The 17953-nt window shown below is 72.2% G+C and carries 20 protein-coding genes and 1 pseudogene; 11 read left to right on the top strand and 10 right to left on the bottom strand.

All coding sequences use genetic code 11. The annotated features are described in order from the left end of the window. The 5 genes and pseudogenes from ABZS51_RS26050 to ABZS51_RS26030 all read left to right on the top strand — a co-directional run. A pseudogene (locus ABZS51_RS26050) lies at window positions 1-631 on the top strand (hypothetical protein); the annotation flags it as partial. 47 nt (window positions 632-678) lie between these two features. Beyond that, complete coding sequence (locus ABZS51_RS26045; RefSeq protein WP_355445948.1) at window positions 679-1131, top strand: anthrone oxygenase family protein; 453 nt, start codon at window positions 679-681, stop codon at window positions 1129-1131. An 88-nt stretch (window positions 1132-1219) separates the two neighbouring features. After that, on the top strand, window positions 1220-1696 hold the full coding sequence (locus ABZS51_RS26040) for a MarR family transcriptional regulator (RefSeq protein ID WP_355445945.1): 477 nt from the start codon (window positions 1220-1222) through the stop codon (window positions 1694-1696). A 101-nt stretch (window positions 1697-1797) separates the two neighbouring features. Beyond that, a complete protein-coding gene (locus ABZS51_RS26035; protein WP_355445942.1) occupies window positions 1798-2889 on the top strand; it encodes an FAD-dependent oxidoreductase in 1092 nt (363 codons plus the stop codon). 92 nt (window positions 2890-2981) lie between these two features. Continuing rightward, complete coding sequence (locus ABZS51_RS26030) at window positions 2982-3887, top strand: LLM class flavin-dependent oxidoreductase (RefSeq protein WP_355445939.1); 906 nt, start codon at window positions 2982-2984, stop codon at window positions 3885-3887. Window positions 3888-3954: 67 nt separating this feature from the next. Here the strand turns inward: ABZS51_RS26030 and lpdA are convergent, their stop codons facing one another. Next, entirely contained in the window at window positions 3955-5334 is a 1380-nt protein-coding gene (gene lpdA, locus ABZS51_RS26025) for a dihydrolipoyl dehydrogenase (protein ID WP_355445937.1), read from the bottom strand. 90 nt (window positions 5335-5424) lie between these two features. Here lpdA and ABZS51_RS26020 point away from each other — a divergent pair, with 90 nt between their 5' ends. Further along, on the top strand, window positions 5425-6108 hold the full coding sequence (locus ABZS51_RS26020) for a hypothetical protein (protein ID WP_355445934.1): 684 nt from the start codon (window positions 5425-5427) through the stop codon (window positions 6106-6108). Window positions 6109-6121: 13 nt separating this feature from the next. Here the strand turns inward: ABZS51_RS26020 and ABZS51_RS26015 are convergent, their stop codons facing one another. The 3 genes from ABZS51_RS26015 to ABZS51_RS26005 form a co-directional block, all read right to left on the bottom strand. Continuing rightward, window positions 6122-6733 (bottom strand): methyltransferase domain-containing protein, encoded by a 612-nt coding sequence (locus tag ABZS51_RS26015; protein WP_355445931.1) that lies wholly within the window; start codon window positions 6731-6733, stop codon window positions 6122-6124. Beyond that, window positions 6730-7425, bottom strand: a complete 696-nt coding sequence (locus ABZS51_RS26010) for a TIGR04282 family arsenosugar biosynthesis glycosyltransferase (protein ID WP_355445928.1) — start codon at window positions 7423-7425, stop codon at window positions 6730-6732. The genes ABZS51_RS26015 and ABZS51_RS26010 overlap by 4 nt, the downstream gene beginning before the upstream one ends. 94 nt (window positions 7426-7519) lie before the next feature. Beyond that, window positions 7520-7894, bottom strand: coding sequence for a tautomerase family protein (locus ABZS51_RS26005; protein ID WP_355445925.1), 375 nt, complete (start codon window positions 7892-7894; stop codon window positions 7520-7522). Between the two features lie 18 nt (window positions 7895-7912). Between ABZS51_RS26005 and ABZS51_RS26000 the strand changes: the two genes are divergently transcribed. From ABZS51_RS26000 to ABZS51_RS25990, 3 genes are all read left to right on the top strand, one after another. Further along, a complete protein-coding gene (locus ABZS51_RS26000) occupies window positions 7913-8563 on the top strand; it encodes a response regulator transcription factor (protein WP_355445922.1) in 651 nt (216 codons plus the stop codon). Between the two features lie 6 nt (window positions 8564-8569). Next, on the top strand, window positions 8570-9679 hold the full coding sequence (locus ABZS51_RS25995; protein ID WP_355445919.1) for a quinone-dependent dihydroorotate dehydrogenase: 1110 nt from the start codon (window positions 8570-8572) through the stop codon (window positions 9677-9679). A 77-nt stretch (window positions 9680-9756) separates the two neighbouring features. Continuing rightward, window positions 9757-10308 (top strand): GNAT family N-acetyltransferase, encoded by a 552-nt coding sequence (locus tag ABZS51_RS25990; RefSeq protein WP_355445916.1) that lies wholly within the window; start codon window positions 9757-9759, stop codon window positions 10306-10308. 29 nt (window positions 10309-10337) lie between these two features. On the opposite strand, the gene ABZS51_RS25985 is transcribed toward ABZS51_RS25990, so the two are convergent. From ABZS51_RS25985 to ABZS51_RS25970, 4 genes are all read right to left on the bottom strand, one after another. Continuing rightward, window positions 10338-11948, bottom strand: coding sequence for a beta-N-acetylhexosaminidase (locus ABZS51_RS25985; protein WP_355445913.1), 1611 nt, complete (start codon window positions 11946-11948; stop codon window positions 10338-10340). Next, the gene (locus tag ABZS51_RS25980) at window positions 11945-12829 is read right to left on the bottom strand and encodes an N-acetylmuramoyl-L-alanine amidase (RefSeq protein WP_355445910.1); all 885 of its coding nucleotides are present in this window, start codon (window positions 12827-12829) and stop codon (window positions 11945-11947) included. The genes ABZS51_RS25985 and ABZS51_RS25980 overlap by 4 nt, the downstream gene beginning before the upstream one ends. Before the next feature lie 91 nt (window positions 12830-12920). Then, window positions 12921-13172, bottom strand: a complete 252-nt coding sequence (locus tag ABZS51_RS25975) for a hypothetical protein (RefSeq protein WP_355445907.1) — start codon at window positions 13170-13172, stop codon at window positions 12921-12923. A gap of 119 nt (window positions 13173-13291) precedes the next feature. Further along, complete coding sequence (locus ABZS51_RS25970; protein WP_355445904.1) at window positions 13292-14332, bottom strand: LacI family DNA-binding transcriptional regulator; 1041 nt, start codon at window positions 14330-14332, stop codon at window positions 13292-13294. Window positions 14333-14480: 148 nt separating this feature from the next. On the opposite strand from ABZS51_RS25970, the gene ABZS51_RS25965 reads away from it, so the two are divergent. Continuing rightward, entirely contained in the window at window positions 14481-15146 is a 666-nt protein-coding gene (locus ABZS51_RS25965) for a TetR/AcrR family transcriptional regulator (protein ID WP_355445901.1), read from the top strand. A gap of 189 nt (window positions 15147-15335) precedes the next feature. Here the strand turns inward: ABZS51_RS25965 and bldC are convergent, their stop codons facing one another. Continuing rightward, window positions 15336-15539: a developmental transcriptional regulator BldC gene (gene bldC, locus ABZS51_RS25960; RefSeq protein WP_013133571.1), complete on the bottom strand. Its 204-nt coding sequence runs from the start codon at window positions 15537-15539 to the stop codon at window positions 15336-15338. A gap of 322 nt (window positions 15540-15861) precedes the next feature. After that, a complete protein-coding gene (locus tag ABZS51_RS25955; protein WP_310716111.1) occupies window positions 15862-16725 on the bottom strand; it encodes a hypothetical protein in 864 nt (287 codons plus the stop codon). Between the two features lie 106 nt (window positions 16726-16831). Here ABZS51_RS25955 and ABZS51_RS25950 point away from each other — a divergent pair, with 106 nt between their 5' ends. After that, a complete protein-coding gene (locus tag ABZS51_RS25950) occupies window positions 16832-17911 on the top strand; it encodes a Glu/Leu/Phe/Val dehydrogenase dimerization domain-containing protein (RefSeq protein ID WP_355445898.1) in 1080 nt (359 codons plus the stop codon). Window positions 17912-17953: the final 42 nt, after the last annotated feature.

Below are 17953 nucleotides of genomic sequence, written 5' to 3'. Positions count from 1 at the left end.
CGTGGGGTCCACGCCGCACAGCCCCGTCTCCACCCCCGGCACCGGGAAGAGCGGCGAGCCGAAGAAGGGCGAGACGTACCCGGTGCGGGACCGCACGACCGTGCCCGCGGAGCCGCCGTCCACCGAGCCGAGAAGGAAGACGGCCGACAAGCCGGACACCGGGCCGACCAGGACCAGCGAGCGGGTGCGGTCGCCCGAGCCGGACGACTCCAAGACCGCGACCGAGGTCAAGCCCGACGACGGCACCGACAAGACCGACACCACGAGCCGGGGCACGACGCCGGAATGGCAGTGCCGCCCCTGGGTCTCCGCGGGGCCCGGCACGAGCGCGTTGATGTCGCCGTGCATCGCCGTGGTGGGCGACACGATCCTCATGAAGGGCAAGCTCAAGAAGGCCGCGGGCGACGGGAACATCCACGTGCAGCTCTACAACACCGAAGCCGAGCACGTCGCGTCCCAGCCGCTCATCTGCGTGGACGTCCCACCGGCGGCCAACGGCGTCGCCATGTGCGGCCCGGTCAAGGTCCACGTGGCCAGGGTCGGGGAGCTGCACGACGTGCGACAGCGGTGGAAGCCGACCGGCGCGCGCGACTGGGGCGGCGGCAAGGAGAGTCCCACCGTCACCTGGTAGCGGCTCACCCGGTGGCCGGCCCGGCGGAAGACTGGGATGATCAGGTCATGTCCACGGCCTTCGCGATCATCTCCCTGCTGTTCAACGGGCTCATGGCCGGGCTCTTCTACGCCTTCTCCACCACGGTCATGCCCGCCCTCGACGCCGTAGAGCCGGCTCAGGCCACGGCGGCCATGCGGAGCGTCAACCGGACGATTCTCAACCCGTGGTTCCTGCCGGTGTTCCTGCTGGCGCCGGCGGCGTCGCTGGCCGCGGGGGTGTTCCTGCTCGCGGGCGGGAGCGCGGCGGCGGGGGTCCTGTGCCTGGCGGCCGCGGCCGTCTACGGGCTCGGCACGCTGGCGACGACGGCCGCGCTCAACGTGCCGATGAACAACGCGCTGGAGGCCGGCGACATGGACTGGGCGGCGTACTCACCGCGCTGGACGCGCTGGAACCACGTGCGCAGCCTGTCCTGCGCCGCCGCACTCGTGCTCACCGGCGTGGCGCTCCTCCTGGCCTGAAAGAGCTCCTGGCAGGGAAGAGCTCCCGGCCCGGAAAGCCGAAGTTCGTCTCACGAACTGTGTGGCGCTTCGATGTTATCCTGGCCGAGTGGTTAAAGATGACGATGGCCAGATAGGGGTTGTGGCCGGGCTGGTGCGGTCCACGTTCCTGGTGAATGCCGTGTACGCCGAGTCGGCCCGGGAGTACGGCATCACCTCGCAGCAGGGTCAGTTGCTGTGCGTGCTGATGCCGCAGCCGTACGGCATGAGCGAGCTGGGCGCGACGCTGGGGCTGGCGAAGTCGAGCCTGACCGGCCTGGTGGACCGCACCGAGCGCAACGGCCTGGTCGAGCGCAGGCCGGACCCACAGGACTCGCGCGCGGTGCGGGTCGCGCTCACCCGGCGCGGGGACAGGCTCGCGAGGGAGTTCTACGTCGAGACCTGCCGGCGCGTCGAGCGGCTGACGGAAGGGCTAGACGCCGCCGAACGCGACACGCTCGCCGGCCTGCTCGCCCGGATCGTGCTGGACAACAAGGTCCCGGTCGTCTTCCGGGAGCCGGGCGAAGGATCCCTCGCCGAGCACTGAGAACGCCCCGCCGCTCCCGAGACGAGTTGCAGTTCGTGTGACGAACTATTATTGTTCGTGACACGAACTGCAACTCGTTTTTGAATGTGGGAGAGTGAATCATGCGTCGTACAGTCGCGGTCATCGGCGGCGGTTACGGGGGCTCCGCGGTCGCCAAGGCGCTGGAGTCCGAGGCGGACGTCGTCCTTGTCGATCCCCGGGAGGCGTTCGTCAACACGGCGGGGTCGTTGCGGGCGCTGACCCGGCCCGAGTGGGGGAGCAACATGTTCTTCCCCTACAAGCAGTGGCTGACGCGCGGCACGGTGCTGCGCGACCGTGCGGCCTCGGTGGACCCCGGCGGCGTCACCCTGGCCTCGGGGCAGCGGGTCGAGGCCGACTACCTGGTCCTGGCCACCGGCTCCAGCTACGCCTACCCGGCCAAGCCCGAAGCCGACTCCGTCGAGGAGGTCCTGGACGACCTGCGCCTCACCCACAAGGAGCTGGCCGGCGCCGAGCGGGTGCTGATCCTCGGCGCCGGGCCGGTCGGCCTGGAGCTGGCCGGAGAGATCAAGGACGTCTGGCCGCACAAGCAGGTGACCGTCGTCGACCCGGCCGAGCGGCTGCTGCCCGCCTTCCAGCCGGAGCTGCGCCAGGACCTGCACCGCCAGCTCGACGAGCTGGACATCCGGCTACGGCTGGGCACCGGCCTGACCGCGCCGCCGGCGACCGAGCCAGGCCAGGCCGGCACCTTCACCGTCACCACCACCGGCGGTGACGACATCACCGCCGACATCTGGTTCCGCGCCCACGGCGTGCGCGTCAACAGCGACTACCTCGCCGACGGCCGGCTGACGACCCGCACGCCGCGCGGACAGGTCCCCGTCACCGAGACCCTCAACATCCACGGGTACGAGCACGTCTACGCCATCGGCGACATCACCGACGTCCCCGAGGCGAAGATGGCCGGGTACGCGATGCAGCACGCCGAGGTCGTGGCGCGGAACATCACCGCCCAGCTGCGCGGCGAGCGGCCCACGGCCACCTACCGGGCCGCGGCCGACCCCATGATCCTGCTCCCGCTCGGACCGCGCGGCGGCGCCGGCCAGCTGCCCACACCCGACGGTCCCGCCGTCGTCCCCGCCACGACCGTCTCGGAGTACAAGGGCGCCGACCTGTTCACCGGCCGCTTCACCGAGCAGTTCAGCGCGGCCTGAAGGACGGGAAGACGTGCGACACACCCGCCTGGGCCACCCGGGGCCCACGCCTGGTGACCACTGAACACGCTTGACGGAAAGGCGGAACACCCATGGACAGGAAAGTCCTCTTCGGCTTCGGCGCGCACAGCGGCATCGGGGAGCTGACCGAGCTGCTGCGCATGGCCCAGGAGGCCGACCGCGACGGGCTCGACCTCTTCTCGCTGTCGGACCACCCCTACATCGGCGAGCGCCTCGACGCCTACGCCGCGCTCGGCTTCATCCTGGGACGCACGGAGCGCATCACGGGCTTCGCCAACGTCACCAACCTGCCGACCCGGCCTCCGGCCATGCTGGCGCGGAGCGTGACGTCGCTGTCGGCGTTGTCGGGCGGCCGCGTCGTGCTCGGCATGGGCGCGGGCGGGCTGTGGGAGCGCATCGCCGCCATGGGGGTGCCGCAGCTGTCACCGGGCGATGCCGTGGACGCCTTCGAGGAGGCGATCACCCTGGTCAAGCTGCTGTCGGGCGGTGGCCCCCCGGTCACCTACCAGGGCCGCCACTACCAGGTGAACCAGATCGAGCCGGCTCCCGTGGCCGCGCCGCCCGTGTGGACCGGATCGGTGGGCCGCAAGTCCCTGGCCGCCACCGGGCGGGTGGCCGACGGCTGGATCCCCGGCCACGCGGCGGACTGGCTCAGCGAGCGGTACCGGGCGTCCCGGCCGGTCATCGACGAAGCGGCGGCGGCCGTGGGCCGCGACCCGGGCGAGATCCGCACGGTCTTCAACTTCCCCGGGCGCATCACCGAGCGGCCGCTGCCCGCCACGCGTGACCGCGACGGCCGCTGGATCGGCGGCTCCGCCGAGCAGTGGGTGGAGGAACTGACCGGGGCCGTGCTGGAGCACGGCGCGTCGGGCTTCATGCTCTTCTCGGCCGGCCACGCCGGGCCGGACCCTCTCCTGCTCGGCCGCTGGGCCAGGGAGGTCGTCCCCGCCGTACGGGAGGCGGTCGCCAAAGCCTGAGCACGTTCCGAGAGGCCGAGGCACGATCGGTACGGCGGCGGCCGTACCGATCTCGTCAGGAATGTCCCTACATGTTGATCATGTGGCCGGCCAGGCCGTGGATCGCCTCCTTGACCGCCTCGCCGAGCGTCGGGTGGGCGTGGACGTTGCGCGCGACCTCGTGCACCGTCAGATCCCACTGCTGGGCCAGGGTGAGCTCCGGCAGCAGCTCGGTCACCTCGGGCCCGATGAGGTGGGCGCCGAGCAGCTCGCCGTACTTGCCGTCGCTGATGACCTTGACGAAGCCGCCGCTGTCACCGAGGCCGTGGGCCTTGCCGTTGGCGGTGAACGGGAACTTGGCCACCTTCACGTCGTAGCCCAGGTCACGGGCCTGCGTCTCGGTGTAGCCGAAGCTCGCCACCTGCGGCTGGCAGTAGGTCGCCCGGGGGATCATCACGTAGTCGAGCTCCATGGTCTCCGCGCCGCCGATGGTCTCGGCCGCGATGATGCCCATGGACTCGGCGGCGTGGGCCAGCATCAGCTTGGCCGTGACGTCGCCGATGGCGAAGATGTGCGGCACGCTCGTCCGGCAGCGGCCGTCGACCGCGATGGCGCCCCGGTCGGTGAGGGCCACACCGGTCTTCTCCAGGCCGTAGCCGTCGACCCGCGGCTGGAAGCCGATCGCCTGCATCACCTTGTCGGCCTCCAGCACCTCCTGCCGGCCGTCGCGCGTCACGGTGACCTTGACCGAGGAGCCGTTGTCGTCGATGGCGTTCACCCGCGTGGAGGTGAGGATCTCGATGCCGAGCCGCTTGTAGCGCTTGGCCAGCTCCGCCGACACCTCCTCGTCCTCCAGGGGGACCACCCGGTCGAGGAACTCCACGATCGTCACCTTGACGCCGTAGTTGTGCAGCACGTACGCGAACTCCACGCCGATCGCGCCCGCGCCCGCGATGATGATGCTGCCCGGCAGCTCGCCGGTCATGATCTGCTCTTCGTACGTCACCACGCGCTCCGACAGCGACGTGCCGGGGATCAGCCGGGTGGTGGCGCCGGCGGCGATGATGCAATGGTCGAACGTGATCGTCTCGCCGTTCACCTGGATCGAGTTGGGGTCCAGGAAGGTGCCGCGGCCGTCGTACTCCGTGATGGCGTTCTTCTTCATCAGGTAGTGGACGCCCTTGACCCGGCCGTCCGCCACCTTGCGGCTGCGCGTGAAGGCGGCGCCGTAGTCGAAGGAGACCTCGCCGCTGATGCCGAAGGTCTTGGCCTCGTTGTGGAAGATGTGAGCCAGCTCCGCGTTGCGCAGCAGCGCCTTGGAGGGGATGCAGCCCACGTTCAGGCAGACGCCACCCCAGTACTTCTCCTCGATGACCGCTGCGCGCAGCCCGAGCTGGGCGGCGCGGACCGCGGCCGTGTACCCTCCGGGACCCGCGCCGAGAACGACGACGTCATAGTGAGTGCTCATGAGTCGGACCATACCGTCCACCCAGGTCTACCCCTGACCCTCGCCCCTGCCCCAGTGATACGGAGCCTGTCGGCGGCTTGGATCGTACCCATGACCGACTTCCCCGGCCGCTGGGCCGAAGGCGTGAGCCTGGTTCTCGCGCCCGTCCTCATGCTCGCCGGCGTGCTGCTCCGCGTCGAGTACGACGGCTTCTTCCCCGCCCAGCTCGCCGCCTTCGCCGACGCGCCCACCCTGATGTCCGCCTCGTACGGGTGCTTCGCCCTCGGCAGCGTCCTGCTCTGGCCCGGTGTGCTCGGGCTGGTCCGGCGCTCGCCCGCCTCCCGCCTGGTGCTCTGCGGCGGGGTGATGGTGCTGTGCGGCCTGTTCGCCCGCGCCTTCCACGCCGGGGTGAGCCACCTGGCCCTCCAGCTCGTGGACGTCCAGGGCCTAACCTCCGCGCAGCGGGCCGTGGCCGACGCCTACGGCGCGTTCCACGTCTTCCAGCCGTTCAACATGGCGGTGCTCTTCGGGTGGGCCGTGCTGGCTGCCGGCCTGTGGCGGGCCGGGACGCTGGGGCTCGTGCCGAGCGTCGCCCTCGGGCTGATGACGGCGCTGCCGATCGGGGTGCTCAAGGGGACCGGCCCGATGTCGGTCCTGGCCGTCGCCGGGCTGTGCGTGGCGCTGGTCCCGTACGGGGTGAGGGTTCTGCGTGCGGGCCCCGCGCCCCGGTGGTGGGCCGTCCCGCTGGCGCTCGCGCTCGGGGCCGGTGCCGTGGTGCTGGGCAGCATGGGATGACGGGCTCCTGGCTTCAGCGCAGGCCGGCGAACCAGCGCCCCAGCTCCTCCCAGCACTCGGCCAGGGCGAAGCCGCTGGAGCGGGCGACCCGCGCGATGTCGTCGGCCGACACCACCGCCCACCCGAACCACTCGCCCACGGTGCTCCCGCGGCGCAGCCGCACCCGCTCGACCCGGCTGGCCACGCCCGGCGGCTCCACCTCCACGATGACCTCGCCGCCGGGCCGTACCAGCTCCCTGACCCTGCGCAGCAGGACGTTCGGGTGGCCGCCGATGCCGATGTTGCCGTCGGCGAGCAGCGCCGTCTCCCACCGGCCGCTGCCGGGCAGCTCGTCGAACACGCTGCGCAGCAGGGCGAAGCCGCCCGCCCGGCGGGTCAGCCGTACGGCGTGGGGCGTGATGTCGATGCCCAGGGCCGCGACGCCGCGGCGGTTGAGCGCGACGGTGAGCCGCCCGGGGCCGGACCCGATGTCGAGGGTCGGGCCGGCGCACCGGCGCAGCATGGCCTCGTCGCCGTCCATGGGCGCCAGCCAGCGGGCGGCCTCCAGGACGGCGCGGGCCCCGTCGACGTGCTCGATCTCGACGGGGGCGCCGCCGAGGGCGTCGGCGTAGATCTCTCCCATCATCGGAGCGCGCCCGCCTCGGTCGCCCGTGCCTCGGTGGCCCGTGCCTCGGTGGCCCGTGTCTCGGGGGCGCCCGCCAGCTCGCGCAGCGTCGCGGCGAAGCGGGAGGCCGGTGTCTCCGAGGCCACCCGGAAGGCGTCGGCCGCGGTGTCCACGTCGGTCAGCTCGGGCAGGCGCCGCACCGCCAGCCCGGCCCGGGAGAGCCGTTCGAGCTGCGCGGCCCCGGTGTACGGCCGCGACATGGGCACGCCCAGCAGCAGCCCCGGATCGGGCCGCCGCAACCCCAGCAGCCAGAACCCCCCGTCGGCGGCCGGACCGAACACCGCGTCGCACTCCGTCAGCGCCTCCGCCGCGCCGCGCAGCAGGCCGGGGGTCACCTGCGGGGTGTCCATGCCGATGAGCACCACCGGCTCCGGCCGGAGCCGGCGGCAGTCGGCGAAGGCGGCGGCCAGCCGCTCGTCCAGACCGGTCCCGCGCTGGGGGATCACCACGAAGCCGGGCGGCAGCCAGCTCCCGGGCAGCCCGTCCAGGGCCAGCACCCGCTGACCGGCGGGAGTGGCGGCGACGGTCCGCAGGGTGTCCTCGATCGCCGCCTCGGCGAGGAGCGCGGCCTGGGCGGGGCTCAGCGGCGGGGTGAGGCGGGTCTTGACCCGCCCGGCCACCGGCTCCTTGGCGATGGTCACGATGGTCGTCATGCCGCCTCCAGGGCGATCTTCATATGACCGACCGTAGAGCTCGCGACCCGGGGCAACCCTTACGAGGTCGTGACGGGCGACGTCCGCCCTCCCGTCAGACCTCCACCTTGTACGGCAGGGACAGCTCGTCCGCCGGCACCCCGCGGATGCCCCAGTTGACCTTGGGCATCTCGACGATGGTGATCTCCACGTCATCGGCGGGGTACGGGCACCTGTCGTAGATCGCCCGGATGAGCGCCCGCTTGGCCTCGTCGCTGCGCCCCGTGAAGCAGAGCACCTCGATGATCAGGTAGCCGTCGCCGCGCTGCGGGCAGATGAGGTCGTCAGCTTCCAGCAGCAGGAACCGGTGGAACCTCTTCTCCTCCGGCAGCCCCCACGTCTCCACCAGGCAGGAGTGGACGAGGTCGGACACCTCGCGCTGCCGTCCCGCCCACACGTCCCTGCGCCCGTAAAGCTTCACCTGTGCCATGTGCGGCACTATAGGGGAATGATCCGGTTGCTCCTGGCTGACGACGAGGCCATGATCCGGGCCGGGGTGCGGGCCATCCTCGCCACCGATCCGACGCTCGCCGTGGTGGCCGAGGCGGGGGACGGCCGCGAGGCGGTGGACCTGGCCATCAGCCACCACCCGGACGTGGCCCTCCTGGACATCCGCATGCCCAGGCTCGACGGGCTGGGCGCCGCCGCCGAGATCCGCCGGGCGGCGCCGGGGACGGCCGTGGTGATGCTCACCACGTTCGGCGAGGACGACTACATCGCCAAGGCCATCGACGTGGGCGCCAGCGGCTTCCTGCTCAAGTCGGGCGACCCGCGGGAGCTGATCGCCGGTGTCCACGCCGTCGCGGGCGGCGCCGCGTACCTGTCGCCCAAGGTCGCCCAGCGCGTCATCACCCAGCTCGCCGCCGGGCGCGTGTCACGCGGCGCGGCGGCCCGCGACCGGGTCGAGGCGCTGACCGAGCGGGAGCGCGAGGTGCTCGCCCTGCTCGGCGCCGGCCTGTCCAACGCGGAGATCGCCAGACGGCTGCACATCGTGGAGGGCACGGTGAAGGCGTACGTCAGCGCCATCCTCGCCCGTCTCGACGTGCGCAACCGGGTGCAGGCCGCGATCATCGCCCACGAGGCCGGCTTGGTAGCCTGACGCGTGATGTATCGCCTCGTGTTCACGCAGGTCTTGCGGCGTTTCGACGCCGAGGCCGTGCACCACCTCACCGTCCGCGCCCTCGCGTTGCTGTCGGCGCTGCCGCTGGTCAAGCGGCTGCTCCACAGGGCGCTGGCGCCCCACGACCCGGCGCTGCGCGTCAGCGCGTTCGGCGTCCACTTCCCCGGCCCGCTCGGGCTCGCCGCCGGCTTCGACAAGGACGCCGCGTGCGCCGAGGGGGCCGCCGCGCTCGGGTTCGGCCACGTGGAGGTCGGCACGATCACCGCGCACGGCCAGCCCGGCAACCCGCGGCCCCGCCTGTTCCGGCTGGTGCGCGAGCGGGCGGTCGTCAACCGCATGGGCTTCAACAACGCCGGCGCCGCGTCCGCCGCCCGCCGCCTGCGCCGCGTCCGCGGGGTGCCCGTGGTGGTCGGCGTCAACATCGGCAAGACCAAGGTGGTGCCGGAGTCCGAGGCGGCGGCCGACTACGTCGCCGGCGCCAAGGAGCTCGCGCCCCTGGCCGACTACCTCGTGGTCAACGTCAGCTCGCCCAACACGCCGGGGCTGCGGGACCTCCAGGCCGTCTCGCTGCTGCGCCCGCTGCTCACCGCGGTCAAGGAGGTCGCCGACGGCACACCCCGCCGTACCCCGCTGCTCGTGAAGATCGCGCCCGACCTCGCCGACGAGGACGTGGACGCGGTCGCCGACCTGGCCCTGGAGCTGGGGCTCGACGGCATCATCGCGACCAACACCACGATCAGGCACAGCGGCGAGACGGGCGGGCTGTCCGGCCGGCCGCTCAAGGCGCGCTCGCTGGAGGTGCTGCGGCGGCTGCGGGCCCGCGTCGGCGACCGGCTCACGCTGGTCTCCGTCGGGGGGGTCGAGGACGTGGACGACGTCTGGGAGCGGCTGCTGGCCGGGGCCACGCTCGTGCAGGGGTACACCGGCTGGGTGTACGGCGGGCCGCTGTGGGCCTCGCACATCCACCGGCAGCTCTCGCGCCGGATCCGCCGCCACGGCCTCACCTCCGTCACCGAGGTCATCGGCCGCACAGCCCCTGGCTCGGCCACGGCCCCCGGTCCGGGCACCCGCACCGGCACCCGCACCGGCTCCTGACCGCCGGGCCGCCCGGACGCCCGTGTCGGCGCGACCTCTGTGAGAGCCGGGGGCGCGGGCGGCCCTAGGGTTGGACGGTGAGGATCTCGCTGGCAGACGACGTCGTCATGCGCCCCGTCGCCGAGGACGACGCGCAGGCGCTCACCGACGCCTACGTACGCAACCGCGACCACCTGCGGCCCTGGGAGCCGCGCAGGCCGGACACCTTCTTCACCCTGACCGGCCAGAGCGAGCGGCTGGAGGCGCAGCTCCAGCAGTGCCGCGACGGCCGGCTCATGCCGTGGGTGCTGGCGGACGGCGACCGGATCGTCGGCTGCATGAACGTGTCCGGCATCGTGTACGGCGCCTTCCACAGCGCCAACCTGGGCTACTGGCTCGACGCCGGCTACACCGGCCGCGGCCTGGCCACCAGGGCCGTGGCGGCGGTGTGTCGCGACGCCGACGAGCGGCTGGGCCTGCACCGCGTGGAGGCGGCCACGCTGCTGGACAACGTGGCCTCCCAGCGGGTGCTGGAGAAGGCCGGCTTCGAGCCGTACGGCGTCGCCCCGAACTTCATCCACATCGACGGCCAGTGGCGCGACCACCGCGTCTACCAGCGCATACTCAACGACCGCACGCCCACGCTCTGACCCCGGCGCTGTGATCCCGGAGCTGTGACCTAGACGCTGGGCCGCGTGGACTCCGCGTCGTGGGTCATGCGGTCGAGCCGCTCCATGACGTCCGCCACCCGCGTGGCGCTCGCCCGGTGCGGCCGGCGCCGCTGCCACGGCCGCGGCCCGTCCAGCGGACGGTACTCGACCCCGAGGGCGTCCAGCCGCCCGAGGTGCGCCCGCAGCCGGTCGGCGAAGTCCGGGCCCGCCTCGCCGCCCCAGACGACCTCGGCCAGGGCGCACGCCCGCGGCCAGGCCCGGTAGTCGAGCACGCGGGCGTCGGGGATGCGCTCGGTCCAGAGCTGGGCCTGCGCGCCGAGGACCCGCGACCGCTCCTCGTCCGTCCAGTCGGCGGGCGCCGGGACGAACGCCGCCACGTCCGCCACCGTGATCTCGTCGCCGATCGCCACCGGCTCGTCCGGCGACGCCGACTCGGCGTAGTCGAAGTACAGCGGGAACACCGGGGTGGCCACCACGTCGTGGCCCGCCGCGGCGGCGCGGCGGCCGACGCCCATGCCGCGCCACGGCATGACGACCGTGTCGGGCCGCAGCTCCCCGCTGACGAACGCCTCGTCCCACACCACCGCCCGCGAGCCCCGCTCGGCCAGGGCGTCGGCCAGCCGCCGCAGGAACCACGCCTGCAGCGCCGGCATAGAGTCCAGCCCCAGCGACCGCCGGTAGGCGTCGATCTCGGGCGAGGCAGCCCAGTGGTCGAGCACCACCTCGTCGCCGCCGATGTGGAAGAACGGCGTCGCGCCCAGGGCGCCGGCCAGCTCGTCGAAGATCGCGGTCAGGAACTCCACGGTCGGCGGCAGCGGCGACAGGATCGCGGGGGAGATGCCCCAGCGGTCCAGCACCTCGTACCGCTCACCGGTGGCCCCCAGCGACGGGTAGGCCGCCAGGATGGCCGAGGCGTGGCCGGGCACGTCGATCTCCGGCACCACCACGACCTCGCGCGCCCGCGCGTAGGCCGCGATCTCGGCCAGGTCGGCCAGGCTGTAGTGGCCGCCGTGCGGGACGCCGTCGTAGGACTCGGGCTCGCCCCGCTGGTGGCTCGCGGTCCGCGGCCGGTGCGAGGCCACCTCGTGCAGCAGCGGATACGCCCTGCTCTCCACCCGCCAGCCCTGGTCGTCCACGAGGTGCAGGTGCAGCCGGTTGAGCTTGTGCGCGGCCATCAGGTCCACCAGGCGCAGCACCTCGCGCTTGGGGAAGAAGTGCCGGGCCACGTCCAGGTGGAGTCCCCGCCAGGCGAACCGCGGCTCGTCCTCGACCCGCACCCCCGGAACGCTCCACCCGCCCTCGTGGCCGGGCCCGGCCGGCGCCCGGTAGGAGGAGTCGGGCAGGAACTGGTGGAGGGTCTGCGCGGCGTAGAAGGCCCCGGCCCGCCCGCCCGCCGTGATCTCCACCCCGCGCGACCCGGTGACCAGCCGGTACGCCTCCGGCCCGAGAGCCGGGTCGAGCCGTACGTCGATGTCACCGGAGTCGCCGGGCCGCAGGTCGAGCCCGGGCAGCGCGAGGCGCACGGCGTCGACCGGCGCGGCCGGCCCGGAGACGACGGACCCCGGGGTCAGCTCGAAGGAGCCGGACAGGTGGCGGATCAGGCGGGGAAGAGGGATCACGGTTGCAAATAGTGCTGCATGCCGTTCGCCAGCGCCAGGGCGATCCGCTGCCGGAACGCCGGGTCGCGGAACTTGGCCGCCTCGGCGGCGTTGCGCATGTTGCCGCACTCGATGAAGATCTTCGGCACGGTCGAGAGGTTCAGGCCGCCGAGGTCGGAGCGGAAGTCCAGCGCCTTGCTGCCGATGTAGGTGGAGTAGGGCAGACCGGTGCCCTGCCGGAAGGAGTCGCGGACCGCCACGCCCAGCTTGCGCGAGTCGCCGACGACCGGGTCGACCGGCCCGCCGATCTTCTTCGGCATGATCACGTGGAAGCCGTGGTTGGCGGGCGCGGACCCGTCGCCGTGGATGGAGATGGCGGCGTCGGCCTTGGCGCGGTTGCCGATCGCGGCCCGCTGGGTGATGCACGGGCCCACGCCGGCGTTGTCGGACCTGGTCAGCTTGACCGTGGCGCCCCGGCTCTTGAGGATCTTGACGAGCCGGTTGGAGACGTCCCAGGTGAACGCCGCCTCGGTGTAGCCGTCGTTGGTGGACGTGCCGGTGGTGTCGCACGCCTTCCACTGCGTCAGCACGTTGACCTTGCGGTTCACGGCCTTCGGGTCGCGGTAGTTGCCGCCGTTGTGGCCCGGGTCGACGACCACGACCTTGCCGGCGAGCGGCTTGGCCCCGCCGGTCTCACCGGTCCGGCCCGCACCCGGCCCCGCCGTGGGGGTCCCCGTGGAGGCCGCTGTGGAGCCTGCCGTGGACGCGGTCGCCGGTCGCGCCTGCCCGGCGGGGACGCCGGAGGCCGGGCCGCCGGCCGCGGCGCCGCCCGTGGCGGCCGTGCCGCACGCGGAGGCGATCAGGCCGCAGGCGGCGAGAAGGGTGACGGGAAGAGCACGCATACGCTCCAACTTACGTCACGACGCGCGCCGGCCCGGCGCGTTCGCCGCCGAAGGCATCGGTCCGCGCCCGTGCTCGATCCGTCCACGGCTGTCACCAGACGCGCTTGGCGACCTCCTGGCGCTGGAGGAGGAGGGCGGCGAGCTCCCGGGCGTCCTCGGCGTCGAGGCCGAGCACGACGCGGGGCCGCCCCCACGGGTGGTCGAGGGAGTGGGCGACGTACCCGGCCACGGACTCGGCGCCGTTGTCCCCGGCACGACCCCGGCTCGCCCGCCACTGCGCCCAGGCGCGTTCGAGCTCGGACGCGGCGCGCTGGGCGCAGGAAACCAGTTCTGGATCACGCATGACTGTCCCCCGGATCAGATTCGCGACCGCACCATGTACGGCCGCGTATCGCATGACCTGACGAGTAAACCTCCAGGAGGCCGGGATGCCGGGTGTGTTGACCGAGCCTTTGACCGCTCTTAGGCGGGGCCCGTGCTGCGCCGTACGACGAGCTCGGGGGTGACCTGGCGCAGCCGCGCGACCTTGCCGGGCTCTCCGATGCGGTCGCTGAGCAGTGCCGCCGCCGAGCGCCCCATGGCACGGCGCGGCTGGTCGACCGAGGTGAGGGAGATGTGGTGCGAGGCGGACAGTTGGGTGTTGTCGTAGCCGACGACCGACAGGTCGCCGGGCACGGCGAGGCCCAGCTCCGCGGCGGCCGAGAGCACGCCGAGGGCCACCGCGTCGGTGGCGGCGAAGATCGCCGTGGGCCTGGGGTCGCGGGTCAGCAGCGCGAGCGCGGCCTTGCGCCCGCCGTCCTCGGTCGAGTCCGCGGCCTCGACCATGATGTACGGCGCCAGCGCGTGCCGCCGCATGGCCACGAGGTAGCCCTCGCAGCGGGTCGGCCGGGCGCCCTCGATGTGGGCGATCCGCTTGTGGCCGAGCTCGACCAGGTGGTCGATGGCCAGGCGGGCGCCGAGCTGGTCGTCGTCGACCACGATGTCGACGCCGCCGAGGTCGATGTCACGTTCCCCCACGACGACCGTGGGGGTGTAGCTGGTGGCCTCCATCAGCGTCTCGCTGGTCGGCGCGATGCCTAACAGCACCAGCCCGTCGACCCTCAGCTCCAGGAAGGCCTCCACGGCCTCGTCCTCGAACGCGGGGTCCCACTGGCTGTTGCCGATGAGCATGCGCAGGCCGTCGCCGTGCAGGCTCTCCTGGAGGCCGTCGAGGACCTCGGCGTAGAGGGGGTTGTGCAGGTCGGCGACGAGCGCGCCGACCAGGTGGGTACGGCCCTCGACCAGGCTGCGCGCGACCGCGTTGGGCCGGTAGCCGAGCTCGCGGGCCGCCTGCAGCACGGCCTGCCGCCGGTGCTCGCTCACGTGCGGCGAGCCGCGGAGCACGAGCGATACCAGCGATTTGGAGACGCCGGCGCGCTCGGCGACGTTCCGGATGGTGGGTCTTGGCCGGGGTATCTCCCGGAGGTCGTTGATGGTTGAAGACTTGACGGGTGGTCCTGACATGGGTCTCCCCCGCGATGCGAAGTTGGGCACCTGTCTCACCAAACGATCGAGTTCCCCGCAGGGTACGGCCTGGGGTTAGGGAAGCCTCATATTGACCATGACGACACCTGTCCGCTATGGCCGCATCTGGTCGGATACTGTGCTCCCTGTGACAGAGCTCCCTGTGACAGAGACGCCGCGGCCGGCGCGGCGCAGGCTGAGCGTCGACCGTCGCCGCGAGGAGCTGATAACGGCCGCCCTGGAGCTGTTCAGCAGGCGCGACGCCGAGCACGTCTCGATCGACGACGTCGCCTCGGCGGCGGGAGCGTCGCGGGCGCTGGTCTACCACTACTTCGGCGGCAAGCAGGAGCTCTACGTGGCCGCGCTGAGGAGCGCCGCGGAGCTGCTGGAGTCGCGACTGCGGCCGCAGGGGAGCGGCCGGCCGCTGGAGGAGCTGGCCGCGGGGATCGCGCGCTACTTCGACTTCGTGGAGCAGCACGCGGCCGGCTACGCGGCCCTGCTCCGTGGCGGCCCGGCGAACCGCGCGGGCGAGATCGGCGAGATCGTCGACGGCGTGCGCGGGCGGCTGTTCCTGCTGATCCAGCGGCAGATGCGCGTGGCGGAGCCGAGCCCGGTGCTACGGGCGACGCTGCGTTCGTGGATCGCGTCGGTGGAGACGGCGGGGCTCGACTGGCTGGAGAACCGCGACATCGAGCGCGCGGAGCTGGAGCGGCTCCTCGTGGAGGACATGGTGGCCCTGCTGGGTGTCGCCGCCCGCCGCGACGGCGAGGCCGCCCGGCTGCTTCACGCGCTGACGGGGGACCAGCCGGGGTAGGCCGGGCCCGAAGGGGCCGGGGGACATGTGCCGCGCCGGCCGGTGGACCGGCCGGGAAGGACGGCCGGAAGAGTGGCGCCGGGCGGGCGGCGCCAACTTCCCAGAGCGACGTCCGTCGTCACAGTGGTGGACCGGACCGCCGGCCAGGCCCACCGTTCAACCCCCCTGAGGTCCGTGACGACCTCGGCACTACTCCGAGCGCTGCTGCGGAATCCCCGCCAGAAGCGCCCGAACCTCGGTCTCCCGGTAACGCCGGTGTCCTCCGAGGGTGCGGATCGACGTCAACTTGCCCGCCTTGGCCCACCGGGTGACGGTCTTGGGGTCGACCCTGAACATGGTCGCGACCTCGGCGGGCGTGAGCAGCGGCTCGGCCTCGGGTGTACGAGCTGACATTTGTGCGGCCTCTCCTCCGTGTGGACCGGCTCAGCGATCCTGTGACTGCCTTTGCGCGTGTCACGGATGTCCCCCTATGGCCCAAAGCGTGCGGCTTTTCTGGCCCATATGCGGCATCACCCGAAGTGACCATACCGCCACGCAGAGCGATTGGCGAGCCCTTCTTTGACCCAACTGCCCGCCCCCATGGCGATGTCACGCTCGGTGATTCTAGCGACACGTTTCGTGGTATCGCAGTGAAAACGGCAAACTGCTCAGTTCGCAGAAGCGAGTAGCCGCTAGTCATGACCCACTCATGCAGGTCAGACGGTTGTATTGGGGTTCAGTTGGCAGATTCCAGAAGTTGCATTGACTTCCAGCGCAGGTTGACCCTCTGGTACATGGCGTAGGCAAGCTCTTCTTGACCCGTGTCCAGGCCCGTGAGCGCCGCCGACAGCTCCGCCACCGACTGGTCCGCCTGCAGCGCGTCGTCGTCCATGAGGTGCACCAGGCCGCCGTAGTCGAGCTCGACCAGCGAGTGCGGGTGGAACTCCTCCAGCCAGCGGGCCACGTCCTCCACGTCGAGGTGGGCCGACACCTCGCCCAGGTGCCGCCGCAGCACCTGCAGAGCCCTGGCCGCGCGCCTGCGGGCCTGCGCCATGGAGGTGACGTAGATGAGGTTGCGCCCCGTGGCCGTGGTCACGTCCTGTCCCGGGGCCGAGCCGCCGAGCACCAGCCAGCGCTCGTTGCCGTCGAACGGCACGAACCACGACGACGGCACGTGCCAGGCCGTCGTGCGGATGTGGGTGCGCAGGGCGGAGGAGCCGGCCGCCCGCTTGTACCGGTCGAAGTCGTCGGCCGTCTGGTCGGAGATCGCCTTGGGGACGAGACGGTCCATCAGCTTGGCCGGGGTGGCGCCGCGCAGCCGTGAGAACGCCATCCAGGAGCGCAGCCGCGTCTGCCAGGGGCAGACATAGAGACGGTCCTCCACTCGCCGCAGATAGGCGTTGGGACTCTCCTGGGCGGGAACCGGGTGAGGCGGCCTGCCGAGCAGGCGCCTGATCGACTCGCCGTGCTCCGCGTTCAGGGCGTTGGCGCGGCGCGGACGGTCACGCGAGTCGGCGTACTCGGCCCATGCCTTCTGCTCGGGCTCGGGGAATGCGGTCAACGGCTCGTAGACGCGGAGATACGCGGCATAGGGCAGCACGGAGGCATCGTGTCATGAAGACAACCTGCTTGCACCGTTGCGGCCACTACCCTGAGAGGTGATCTCCGCCGCGAAGATGCGGTGGACCGGACAGGGAGTCACTACCGTGACCGACGTCTTCGACCCGTCTCACAAGGACGCGCACGAGCAGGTTGTCTTCTGCGCCGACCCGCGCAGCGGCCTGCGCGCCATCATCGCCGTCCACAGCACGGCCCTCGGCCCCGGCCTCGGCGGCACGAGGTTCTATCCGTACGAGAGCGAGCAGGCCGCGCTCGCCGACGTGCTCAACCTCTCCCGCGGCATGTCCTACAAGAACGCGCTGGCCGGGCTCGACCACGGCGGCGGCAAGGCCGTCATCATCGGCGACCCGTCGCGCGACAAGAGCGAGGCGCTGCTGCGCGCCTACGGAAGGTTCGTCGAGTCGCTCGGCGGGCGCTACGTCACCGCCTGCGACGTCGGCACCTACAGCGAGGACATGGACATCGTCTCGCGGGAGTCGCGCTTCGTGACCGGCCGCACGCTCGCCCAGGGCGGCGCCGGCGACTCCTCCATCCTCACCGCCTTCGGCGTCTTCCAGGGCATGCGGGCCTCGGCCGAGCGGGTGTACGGCGCGCCCACGCTGCGCGGCCGGCGGGTCGGCGTCGAGGGCGTCGGCAAGGTCGGCCACCGCCTGGTGGAGCTGCTGCGCGAGGACGGCGCCGACGTCGTCGTGTGCGACGTGGACGAGCGCGCCGTGGAGCGCGTGCGGCTGCGGCACCCCGAGGTGGACGTCGTCGCCGACGCCGAGGCGCTGACCGGCGCCGACATCGACGTCTTCGCCCCCTGCGCGCTGGGCGGCGCCCTCGACGACGCCACGGTCACGCGGCTGCGGGCGGGCATCGTCTGCGGCGCGGCCAACAACCAGCTCGCCCATCCCGGCGTCGAGAAGCAGCTCGCCGAGCGCGGCATCCTGTACGCGCCCGACTACGTGGTCAACTCCGGCGGCGTCATCCAGGTGGCCGACGAGCTCCGCGGCTTCGACATGGAACGCGCCAGGGCGAAGGCCGCCCAGATCTACGACACCACGCTGAAGATTTTCGCGATCGCGGGCGATGAGGGCGTCCCTCCGGCCGTCGCAGCCGATAGGCTAGCCGAGCGCAGAATGTCGGAAGTCGGGCGGATTCGGGCCATTTGGCTGGGCCACTGACGCCCCGCGCCCATACGACGTACCGAGCTGGGCACAAAACAG

This window comes from Nonomuraea sp. NPDC005501, from assembly GCF_040605905.1.
Taxonomy (GTDB): Bacteria; Actinomycetota; Actinomycetes; order Streptosporangiales; family Streptosporangiaceae; genus Nonomuraea.
This window is presented reverse-complemented; position numbering and strand designations above follow the sequence as displayed.

What these genes read in the sequence shown, in the direction of transcription:
- ABZS51_RS26045 (WP_355445948.1), top strand. Translation starts at nt 679, where the DNA reads ATGTCCACGGCCTTCGCGATCATCTCCCTGCTGTTCAACGGGCTCATG.
- ABZS51_RS26035 (WP_355445942.1), top strand. Translation starts at nt 1,798, where the DNA reads ATGCGTCGTACAGTCGCGGTCATCGGCGGCGGTTACGGGGGCTCCGCG.
- ABZS51_RS26030 (WP_355445939.1), top strand. Translation starts at nt 2,982, where the DNA reads ATGGACAGGAAAGTCCTCTTCGGCTTCGGCGCGCACAGCGGCATCGGG.
- lpdA (WP_355445937.1), bottom strand. Translation starts at nt 5,334, where the DNA reads ATGAGCACTCACTATGACGTCGTCGTTCTCGGCGCGGGTCCCGGAGGG.
- ABZS51_RS26020 (WP_355445934.1), top strand. Translation starts at nt 5,425, where the DNA reads ATGACCGACTTCCCCGGCCGCTGGGCCGAAGGCGTGAGCCTGGTTCTC.
- ABZS51_RS26015 (WP_355445931.1), bottom strand. Translation starts at nt 6,733, where the DNA reads ATGATGGGAGAGATCTACGCCGACGCCCTCGGCGGCGCCCCCGTCGAG.
- ABZS51_RS26010 (WP_355445928.1), bottom strand. Translation starts at nt 7,425, where the DNA reads ATGACGACCATCGTGACCATCGCCAAGGAGCCGGTGGCCGGGCGGGTC.
- ABZS51_RS26005 (WP_355445925.1), bottom strand. Translation starts at nt 7,894, where the DNA reads ATGGCACAGGTGAAGCTTTACGGGCGCAGGGACGTGTGGGCGGGACGG.
- ABZS51_RS26000 (WP_355445922.1), top strand. Translation starts at nt 7,913, where the DNA reads ATGATCCGGTTGCTCCTGGCTGACGACGAGGCCATGATCCGGGCCGGG.
- ABZS51_RS25995 (WP_355445919.1), top strand. Translation starts at nt 8,570, where the DNA reads ATGTATCGCCTCGTGTTCACGCAGGTCTTGCGGCGTTTCGACGCCGAG.
- ABZS51_RS25980 (WP_355445910.1), bottom strand. Translation starts at nt 12,829, where the DNA reads ATGCGTGCTCTTCCCGTCACCCTTCTCGCCGCCTGCGGCCTGATCGCC.
- ABZS51_RS25975 (WP_355445907.1), bottom strand. Translation starts at nt 13,172, where the DNA reads ATGCGTGATCCAGAACTGGTTTCCTGCGCCCAGCGCGCCGCGTCCGAG.
- ABZS51_RS25970 (WP_355445904.1), bottom strand. Translation starts at nt 14,332, where the DNA reads ATGTCAGGACCACCCGTCAAGTCTTCAACCATCAACGACCTCCGGGAG.
- bldC (WP_013133571.1), bottom strand. Translation starts at nt 15,539, where the DNA reads ATGTCAGCTCGTACACCCGAGGCCGAGCCGCTGCTCACGCCCGCCGAG.